The 8,819-nt window shown below is 19.3% G+C and carries 10 protein-coding genes; 6 read left to right on the forward strand and 4 right to left on the reverse strand.

Annotation, left to right across the window (positions count from 1 at the left end):
• Nucleotides 1-222: 222 nt before the first annotated feature.
• On the forward strand, nucleotides 223-525 hold the full coding sequence (locus tag VAMP_RS03935; RefSeq protein WP_213349549.1) for a hypothetical protein: 303 nt from the start codon (nucleotides 223-225) through the stop codon (nucleotides 523-525).
• 59 nt (nucleotides 526-584) lie between these two features.
• Here the strand turns inward: VAMP_RS03935 and tsaE are convergent, their stop codons facing one another.
• Nucleotides 585-971, reverse strand: coding sequence for a tRNA (adenosine(37)-N6)-threonylcarbamoyltransferase complex ATPase subunit type 1 TsaE (gene tsaE, locus VAMP_RS03940; protein WP_213349552.1), 387 nt, complete (start codon nucleotides 969-971; stop codon nucleotides 585-587).
• Between the two features lie 58 nt (nucleotides 972-1,029).
• On the opposite strand from tsaE, the gene VAMP_RS03945 reads away from it, so the two are divergent.
• From VAMP_RS03945 to trxB, 3 genes are all read left to right on the forward strand, one after another.
• The gene (locus tag VAMP_RS03945) at nucleotides 1,030-1,308 is read left to right on the forward strand and encodes a DUF1294 domain-containing protein (protein ID WP_213349555.1); all 279 of its coding nucleotides are present in this window, start codon (nucleotides 1,030-1,032) and stop codon (nucleotides 1,306-1,308) included.
• A gap of 49 nt (nucleotides 1,309-1,357) precedes the next feature.
• Nucleotides 1,358-3,778 carry a ligand-binding sensor domain-containing protein gene (locus VAMP_RS03950; RefSeq protein WP_213349558.1) on the forward strand — a complete coding sequence of 807 codons (2,421 nt, stop codon included), beginning with the start codon at nucleotides 1,358-1,360 and terminating at the stop codon, nucleotides 3,776-3,778.
• Between the two features lie 309 nt (nucleotides 3,779-4,087).
• On the forward strand, nucleotides 4,088-5,017 hold the full coding sequence (trxB, locus tag VAMP_RS03955; RefSeq protein WP_213349561.1) for a thioredoxin-disulfide reductase: 930 nt from the start codon (nucleotides 4,088-4,090) through the stop codon (nucleotides 5,015-5,017).
• 106 nt (nucleotides 5,018-5,123) lie between these two features.
• On the opposite strand, the gene VAMP_RS03960 is transcribed toward trxB, so the two are convergent.
• The 3 genes from VAMP_RS03960 to clpP all read right to left on the reverse strand — a co-directional run bounded on the left by VAMP_RS03960 (nucleotide 5,124) and on the right by clpP (nucleotide 6,870).
• Entirely contained in the window at nucleotides 5,124-5,513 is a 390-nt protein-coding gene (locus VAMP_RS03960) for a hypothetical protein (protein ID WP_213349564.1), read from the reverse strand.
• A gap of 180 nt (nucleotides 5,514-5,693) precedes the next feature.
• Nucleotides 5,694-6,254: a LemA family protein gene (locus tag VAMP_RS03965; RefSeq protein ID WP_213349567.1), complete on the reverse strand. Its 561-nt coding sequence runs from the start codon at nucleotides 6,252-6,254 to the stop codon at nucleotides 5,694-5,696.
• A 25-nt stretch (nucleotides 6,255-6,279) separates the two neighbouring features.
• Nucleotides 6,280-6,870 carry an ATP-dependent Clp endopeptidase proteolytic subunit ClpP gene (gene clpP, locus VAMP_RS03970; RefSeq protein WP_213349570.1) on the reverse strand — a complete coding sequence of 197 codons (591 nt, stop codon included), beginning with the start codon at nucleotides 6,868-6,870 and terminating at the stop codon, nucleotides 6,280-6,282.
• 127 nt (nucleotides 6,871-6,997) lie between these two features.
• On the opposite strand from clpP, the gene VAMP_RS03975 reads away from it, so the two are divergent.
• Nucleotides 6,998-8,578, forward strand: a complete 1,581-nt coding sequence (locus tag VAMP_RS03975; protein WP_213349573.1) for a hypothetical protein — start codon at nucleotides 6,998-7,000, stop codon at nucleotides 8,576-8,578.
• Between the two features lie 18 nt (nucleotides 8,579-8,596).
• Nucleotides 8,597-8,819, forward strand: a 223-nt coding sequence (locus tag VAMP_RS03980; protein ID WP_213349576.1) for a PulJ/GspJ family protein, incomplete at its 3' end; no start/stop codon positions are given.

Consider the following 8,819-nt stretch of genomic DNA (forward strand, 5'->3'; position numbering starts at 1 on the left):
GGTTAGAAGTAGTTGAATATATATTACATAATTGAAAATTTTTCCGAAATAGAAATCAAAGAAAACAGCTACAGAATCAACAAAATTCACTTTTTTCTTTAATTTAGATGCAGAAAATTAGAAAAATGTTGATTTTTTTTGTAAAAACAATACAATTAGTTTGTCCAAACTTTATTTAAAGTTTGGATATATCTGTAAACACTGCATCAAAAGGTGAAAGATATGTCTTCTCAAAACTATGTTTTTAATGATGAGTTGGTTCTAAATGATTCCTGGGATGGCTTTGACTGGGAAGAGACCTGGGATGATACGGTTGAAACTGTAAATGATTCCTGGGATGGCTTTGACTGGGAAGAGACCTGGGATGATACGGTTGAAACTGTAAATGATTCCTGGGATAATAATGATAGTTTTGACTGGAACGAAACTGTATATGATACAGTTGGAATAGTAACAGAAGTTTGGGATCAAGCATTCTTTTTTTGAATCCAAACTATGTTCTATCTAAAAAAGTTTTTAGAATAAAATAATAATTTCACCTATTTCCTGTGCTGTATTTCAGTGCAGGTTTTTTTAAGAATAATTTAATAAATTAGTTCTCTTTCATCTTTTGATAATTTTTCTATATATATATTTAAATATTCTTTGGATATATATTCTTTTATAAATTTTGGCCATTCTATACATATATATTCATATTCATCAATTTTATCAAAAATTCACATTTCATAAATTTGTTCTATAGATTCTAATCTATACATATCTATATGTAATAATTTTTTGTATTCATTTATATATGTATATGTTGGACTTTGAATTATATTTTCAGAAATTCAAATTCATTTTGCAAATCATTTAACAAAATTTGTTTTTCCAACTCATAATTCTCAATTTAATAATATTTTTTTATATCATTTTTGAGCTATTTTTTCAGCAAATATTTGCATATCTTCACTTGATTTTATTATCATTTATCTTTATAAGAATATATAAAATTAATTATATATATTTAATATATTTCAAAAATCAATGTATAATATATTGCTTTATTATTTTATTTTTATAAATTTATTATGATTTATTCTATTTACTTGGGATAAATATAAATCTATAAAAAAACAAAATCGTATAAGTGAAAAAAGACTTTTATTATTAGCACTGATATGATGATTTATATGACAATTAATATCTATGATATTATTTAATCATAAAACAAGAAAAACTTCTTTTCAAATAAAACTTTTTTTAATAGTTTTATTATGGATTATTTCTATAATAATTTTCTTATATTTTGATTTTGAATATTAAAAAAATATTATTATAATAATTTATTTAAAAATAAATAATTATTTTAAATATGGAAAAAAAAATAAATAAATTTTATGAAACAGATGAAATTTGGGAAGATATAATACAAATGAATGAAAATATATATGAAACATTAATAGATGATGAAGAATATATAAAAATATTATCAAGTATGAAAAATGATTTTTCTTATATTTTATTAGATATTATAAAAAATATATATTCAATTGATGAATTTAATAAATTATCTAATGATGATCTGTTTATATATTTTATAAAAAATACAAAAGAAAAAAATTTAAAAAATATAGTTGATTTATATAATATTACAAGTTGAGAAGAATTTGAATTAATATATAACAATGAATTGCTTAGGAATTTATTAGAATTTGCAAAAGAAGAAAATTTGGAATTTATTATAAGAATATTTAATAATGTTGAAGATTTTCAAAAAATATATAAAAATACTTATATGGTAAATGTTTTGAAAAACTCAAAAGAAGAAAATTTTAGATATGTAATAAAATTATATGAATTAGAACTATTACAAAATCCTGATAATTTTTATGTTTCTAATAATGTTTTGAATATATTAAAATATTCAGATTTACACAAATTAAAATATATTATAGATTTATGTAATAATTCACAAGATTTTGAAAATATTTGTAATAATGAAAATCTTATGGAAGTTTTAAATTTATGAAAAGAAGAAAATATTGAATTATTAATTAATTTATTTGATAATTTGGAAGAACTTAATTATTATTTAAATAATAGAAAAATAGTTAGAATATTAATTTTTTGAAAGAAAAATAATATTAAATTAATAATGAATTTATCTAATTCTTTGCAAGAATTTAGCGAAATTTGTAAAAATATAAATATATTGGATATAATGCAATATACAAAAGAAGAATATTTGGAATATATTATATATTTGTATAATATCAAAAATATAAATGAACTTGAAGATGTATTTGATAATGAAATTATATTTGATATATGAGAAATAGCTCAAGCTGAAAATATTAATTTTTTAAATCAATATAGAAATCATAATTTAAGTTATAATATAAATAATTATATCAAAAAAAGAATTTTGGTTTCTCAAAATAATAGTCAAAAATTTTTTACAAAAAATTTTCCAAAATATAAAAATTTTTCAAAATTATTTGAATATTATATAAATAATAAACAAAAATCTTTTTTTGATCTTTTGGAAAAAATAAAATTTGTAGAAGAATATTGATTAAATATTAATATAGATAAATTTGAAATTATTGAAAATTTTGAAAATTATTGAAATATAGATTTTGAAGAATTAAGAAAAAATTTTGAAAAAATAATTGATCTTAATCAGGAAAAACAAAAAAATAAACTTTTGAGAAAGTTTGATAATTTTGTTAAATCTAAAAATTTTGATTGATTGAAAAATTTTTTGGCTGAAAATTTAATAAAATATTTTGATAGAATTTATGATAAAAAATTAAAAATAAGAATAATAAATGAACTTAGAAAAAATTTGTGATGAAATATAAATATTTGAAATATTAAAAAATATAAAATAAATGATTTTGATTTTATTGAAGCATACAAAATGTCTATTAATCCAGCTTATAATAAAGATCAAATAAATAGTTTATTATATAATTATTTGCTTTGAAAATTTGAAAATATACAAGACTGTAAACAGTATGATACAGAAAATAATAATAAATGGTTGGCAGAAAATTTAACAGAAGAACAACAAAAAATATGGTTGTCATCAAATAGGGAAGAGATAAGTCTTGATCAAGAAATTAATGATAAATCAATAAATAATTTAAATAATTTAATAGAAGAAAATTACAATAATTGTATTAATATAATAAATTTAATAAATGAACTTTGATTTAATTTCAAAACTAATTTTGATAAATATTGACAATTATTGGAATATTACAATATACATATAAAAAATTGTAATAAAGATATAGAAAAAAGAGATAAACAAAATTTGACACAAGATTTGGAAAATCAAATTAATTTGATAAAAAAATTATTTAAAGAAAAAAAATGAAAAAATAGCAAAAAAATAATAATAGAAAAAGAATTAAATCCTATCAAATGTTTGATGATGTGAAATGTAGTAGATTGAAGTTGTATGTCATTTTATTTTCATGAATCAAATTATTATTCATGTATATCAAATACTATAGATGTAAATAAATGAATTTTTTATATAAAAAATGAAAAATGAAATATTTTGTGAAGATGTATAATAACAATATGAAATGATAAAAAAATAAGTAGATATAAAATGTGATATTCGTCAAATATAAATGAACCTATAGATAAATATTTTGATGATTATACTATAAAATTATCAAAAAAAATGTGATTAAAATTAAATTGAGATCAAAATAAAGTTGAAAATATAGAATGTGATAAATGGTACAAAGATTGAGTAAAAAAAATTATAGAATAAATAGTATTATTGCTTATTTAATTAAAGAAATTATGTAAAAATTTTGCTTTTTTTATTTAGTATTTTTTAAGTGTACAAATTTAGTATAAATAGTATTGAAATTTTTTTAGTTATTTACTAAAAATTTATTGAAATATTCATAAAGGAAAGTTTTGAGTCCAAATATATTGTAAATAATCTATATGTAGATTAATATTTTGTTTTGTAAAGTAGATAATATAATATATAATTATTTACACTATATATAGTACAATGTAATTTAATTTGTATTATATGTTTAGTATTTTTAAAAAATTAAATTAAACAAATATGGAAAATCTTATAATAATTTGATCAGGTCCTGCTTGACATACTGCAGGAATTTATGCTTGAAGAGCAATGCTTGCTCCTATTATGTTTGAATGAAATATGGCTTGATGAGTTTCTGCAGGTTGACAGTTGACAACTACTAATGAAGTTGAAAATTTTCCTGGTTTCCCAAATTGAATTAATGGTACAGAATTGATGGAAAAAATGAGGGAACAATCTTTAAATTCATGAGTAAAGATAGAAACTAAAACTGTAGATAAAGTAGATTTATCTTCTTCTCCTTTTGCAGTTTATGTTGGTGATGATGTATACAAAACTAAATCATTGATAATATCAACTTGAGCTATTGCTAAAAGATTGTGAATTAAATGAGAATCAGAATTTTGGCAAAAAGGTATTTCTGCATGTGCTATTTGTGATTGAGCATTACCAATTTTTAGAAATAAAGTTTTGTGAGTAGTTGGATGAGGTGATTCAGCTATAGAAGAGGCTGATCATCTTAGTAAATATGCAAGTAAAGTTTATATGTTTGTAAGAAGAGATGAATTTAGAGCATCAAAAGTTATGCAACAAAGAGCATTTGATAATGAAAAAATTGAAATTTTGTGGAATACAGAAATAAAAGAAGCAAAATGAGAAAATGTTATTAAATCAGTAGTTGTATATGATAATAAAAATGATAGAGATTATGATTTAGAAATTTGATGACTTTTTTATGCAATTGGTCATACTCCAAATACTAAATTTTTGGATTGACAAATAGAACTAGATCAAGATTGATATATTATTACTAAATCTTGAACTACTCAAACTTCTGTTCCATGAGTTTTTGCAGCTGGTGATGTACAAGATAAAAAATTTAGACAAGCTATTACATCAGCAGGTACTGGTTGTATGGCATCTATGGAAGTAGAAAAGTATTTAAAATAAAATAAAATATAATATAATATAGACTAGTGTTGTTTACAAAAATAAAAATTTTATCTATTATATTTTTTTGTGTAAACAATGCTAGTCTATAATTACATTTAATATTTTAAGTTATATTTTTCCAATCAATAATTTCATTATTATTTTTAATTTTCCAATTATATAAATAAATATTAACTTTTTTATTTTGTAAATAAATTTTTGTCCTTTTATATCTAAAAAGATATACTGATTCTATAAATCAAAGCAATATTATTAAATAATAATATTTAAAAATTGATAATTTATAATTATTTATTTCAGCAATTATATAATTTTTTGATTTTGATTTATTTCTAATTAATCACGGACTTATTCATAAATTGTACATTTTGTATCATTCAAGATTTATTTTTTTGGATAAATAACTTTTTGGTAATAGTTTTGAATATCTCTCTCATTCTCTCAAATTTCAATAATATATAAACCAATAATCTTTTTTTTTAAATAATTTCATTAAATTAAAAATTTTTTAGTAATTAAATAACAAAACTTATATTAAATTATTTTTAATATATTTTTCAGTATTTAATTTTTTTAATATTACTAAATCTCTTTTACCCACTCATTTCATTAATATGTCTTTTATCTATTTTTTATAAAAATCAAACTTAATTTATTAATTAAGAATCTTTTTTTAATTAAAACTAATTTTAGGTGCTTTTTCTAATTCTTCTCTATTATCAATTTCAAAATATTCTTTTTTATTAAATCCAAAAATTGGTGCTATAATATTTGATGGGAATATTTCTACATAAGTATTTAATTCTTTTGTAGAAGAATTAAAATATCTTCTTGATGAAGCAAGTTTATTTTCAATATTTGACATTTCATTTTGCATTTGCAAAAAATTTTGATTTGCCTTAAGATCAGGATAAGATTCACTTACTGCAAATAAAGATTTAAGAGTTCATTCCAACATATTACCTGATTGAACTTTTTCATCTACAGTATTTGAATTTAAAAATGATGTTCTAGCTTCAGTAACTTTTTGTAATGTTTCTTTTTCATGATTCATATATCATTTTATAGATTCTAATAATTGTGGTATTAGATCAGCTCTCATTTTTAATTGTACATCTATATCAGAGAAACTATTTTCTCTATTATTTTTTAGTTTAACTAATTTATTATAAATTATAATAATATAAATTATTATTATTCATAATATTATAAGTATAACGATTGTAGAAGTCATTAAATGTTTTTAAAATTTATAAAAACTATTTTATTTCTTTACTTGATACAATAATTTCATCTATTAATCAATATTTTTTTGCAGATTCAGCATCCAAAAAATTATCTCTTTCTACATCTTTTTCTATTTTACTAATTTTTTGTCAAGTATGTTGTGCTAATATTCAGTTTAATATTTTTCTAGTTTTGATAATATGATCAGCATGAATTTGTATATCAGATGCCTGTCATTCTACTCATCCCAAAGGTTGATGAATCATTACTTCAGAATTCGGTAATGCAAATCTTTTTCATTTTGTTCAAGCAGTAAGTAATATTGATCACATACTAGCTGCCATTCAAGTACATACTGTAGCTATATCACAATTTACATATTGCATAGTATCATAAATAGCCATACCAGATGTTACAACTCAACCAGGACTATTTATATACATAACTATATCTTTTTCAGGATCTTGTTTTTCCAAAAATAAAAGTTGTGCAATTATAGAATTTGCCATATTTGGCTCCACTTGAGTTCATACAAAAATAATTCTATCTTCCAATAATCTAGAATAAATATCATATGCTCTTTCTCAATTCGCTGTTTTCTCTATGACTGTAGGTATTATCATTAAATATTTTATTAAATTAAATAAATGTCAAATTTATATATAAATAATTAAAAATTTCAACTTGAAATATTACAAAAAAATATTATTAATGAATAAATTTTTATTAAATTAAAATTTATTTTGAATAATGAAAAAAATATTATTTATATTTATTGTTATTTTGTTTTGAACAATATGAAAATCTTTTGCAAATTTGGTTGATGTTGTAGAAGAAAAACAAAATAAATTAACTTCATCAGTATCTAATAAATATCAAAATTTACAAAATCTATATGAAAATAAAATAAATAAATTAAGTGAAAAAGAATATTATGATATATTAATAGAACTTGAACAAATAGATTTTTCTGAAATTAAAAAAGAAAATCTTGATAGATATTTTGAAATAGAAGATAAAATAATTAAAGATTTTAATTCTTTCAAAAATAGAAATAGAAATTTATCTAGAGATTTATCTTTTGATTTAATAGATCAAGATAGATTTGAAACACTTTTAGAATCTTTAAATAATGATATTGATTGAAATATTAAATATTATGAAGATTTAATAAATCAATATGAAAATAATTATAGTGATAAAATAAATAATTTGAAAAAAAAATATGAAAATATAGTTGACGAAAATCAAGATAAAATTGATACTATATTTGATAATATATCAAAAATTGAAAATTTTATTGAAAAATTTAATAATCTCAAAAAAGATATAAATCATATAAATAAAGTTTATATGTGATCTTCATCTACTATTTATGATTTTATAGAAAGTTTTGAACAAGAAACCACTGCTTGACTACAAAAATCATTAAATTCTGAAATTGATAATTATTACGATAAATATAAAAATTTTCAAAATTTTTTATGAGAAGATATTGAACAAAAAAAAGATTTATTATTGAAAGAATATAGTAAAGAAATTGATGAATATTTTCAATGATTGATTGATTGATTTTATTCAAAAAAAGATTATAATGATATTACTTCTTTTTATGAAGAAGTTATAAATAATTATTACAATGATGATGAAATTTCTTATTCATCAGTTATTGATTTAGATTTATCTTGATTGAATGATTATTCAAATTTAATTGATAAAAATTTGAATAGTATAGATACTAAATTAGACGAGTTTGATAATGCAAGTGATTATCAAGAGTTAAGAGAAAATTTAATTAATAGATCTGAAGATTTTTATGAATCAAAAAAAACTCAAAAAATAGAAGATATTAAAAAATATTTGGAAAAAGAACTTGAGTTTTTTATGTTAAAAAGTTCCAAAAATTTATCTATATATAATAATATAAATCAAGATATAGAAGAATTGGAAAATTTGAGTACTTGAGAAAAGATAAATAAAATTGATAATATATTAAATTCTATAGAAAATAATCTTGATGAATTTATAGATTTGAATTTAAAAAAAGATTTGAAAGAACAAAAAAATAATCTATTAGTGAAACAAATAGATTATGAAATAATAAGTAGATGATTACTTAAATATGATATTCAATACTCAAATATATCAGAATTATTGGAAAATATACTTAATAATATGTATCAAGAATATTGAGATAAAGAAGATTTTGTGATAAAAATAGAAACTGCTATAAATAATGCTAATGTTTTATTACAACAAAATGATTTATGAAAATGAAATAAATATTTGTTGTTTAGAATAAAACAAGCTATGATTAAGTTTTTGAATTAATAACCTAAAAATATAAAAATGTTTTCTTATAAAAATTATTCCAAAAAATGATTTACATTGATAGAAATGGTTTTAGTTACAATTATTTTGTCTTTGGTGTTTTTAGTAATAATATCTACATATTTGGGGATGATAAGTTCTAGAGTACAAATACAAGCTAGACAAACTCTTACTGAAAATACATATTTTATGCTAGAGAGATTAAATGCTGTAGTATCAGATTTTACTATAGATTATGAAG

The organism is Candidatus Vampirococcus lugosii, from assembly GCF_018420025.1.
Taxonomy (GTDB): domain Bacteria; phylum Patescibacteriota; class Gracilibacteria; order Absconditabacterales; family Absconditicoccaceae; genus Vampirococcus; species Vampirococcus lugosii.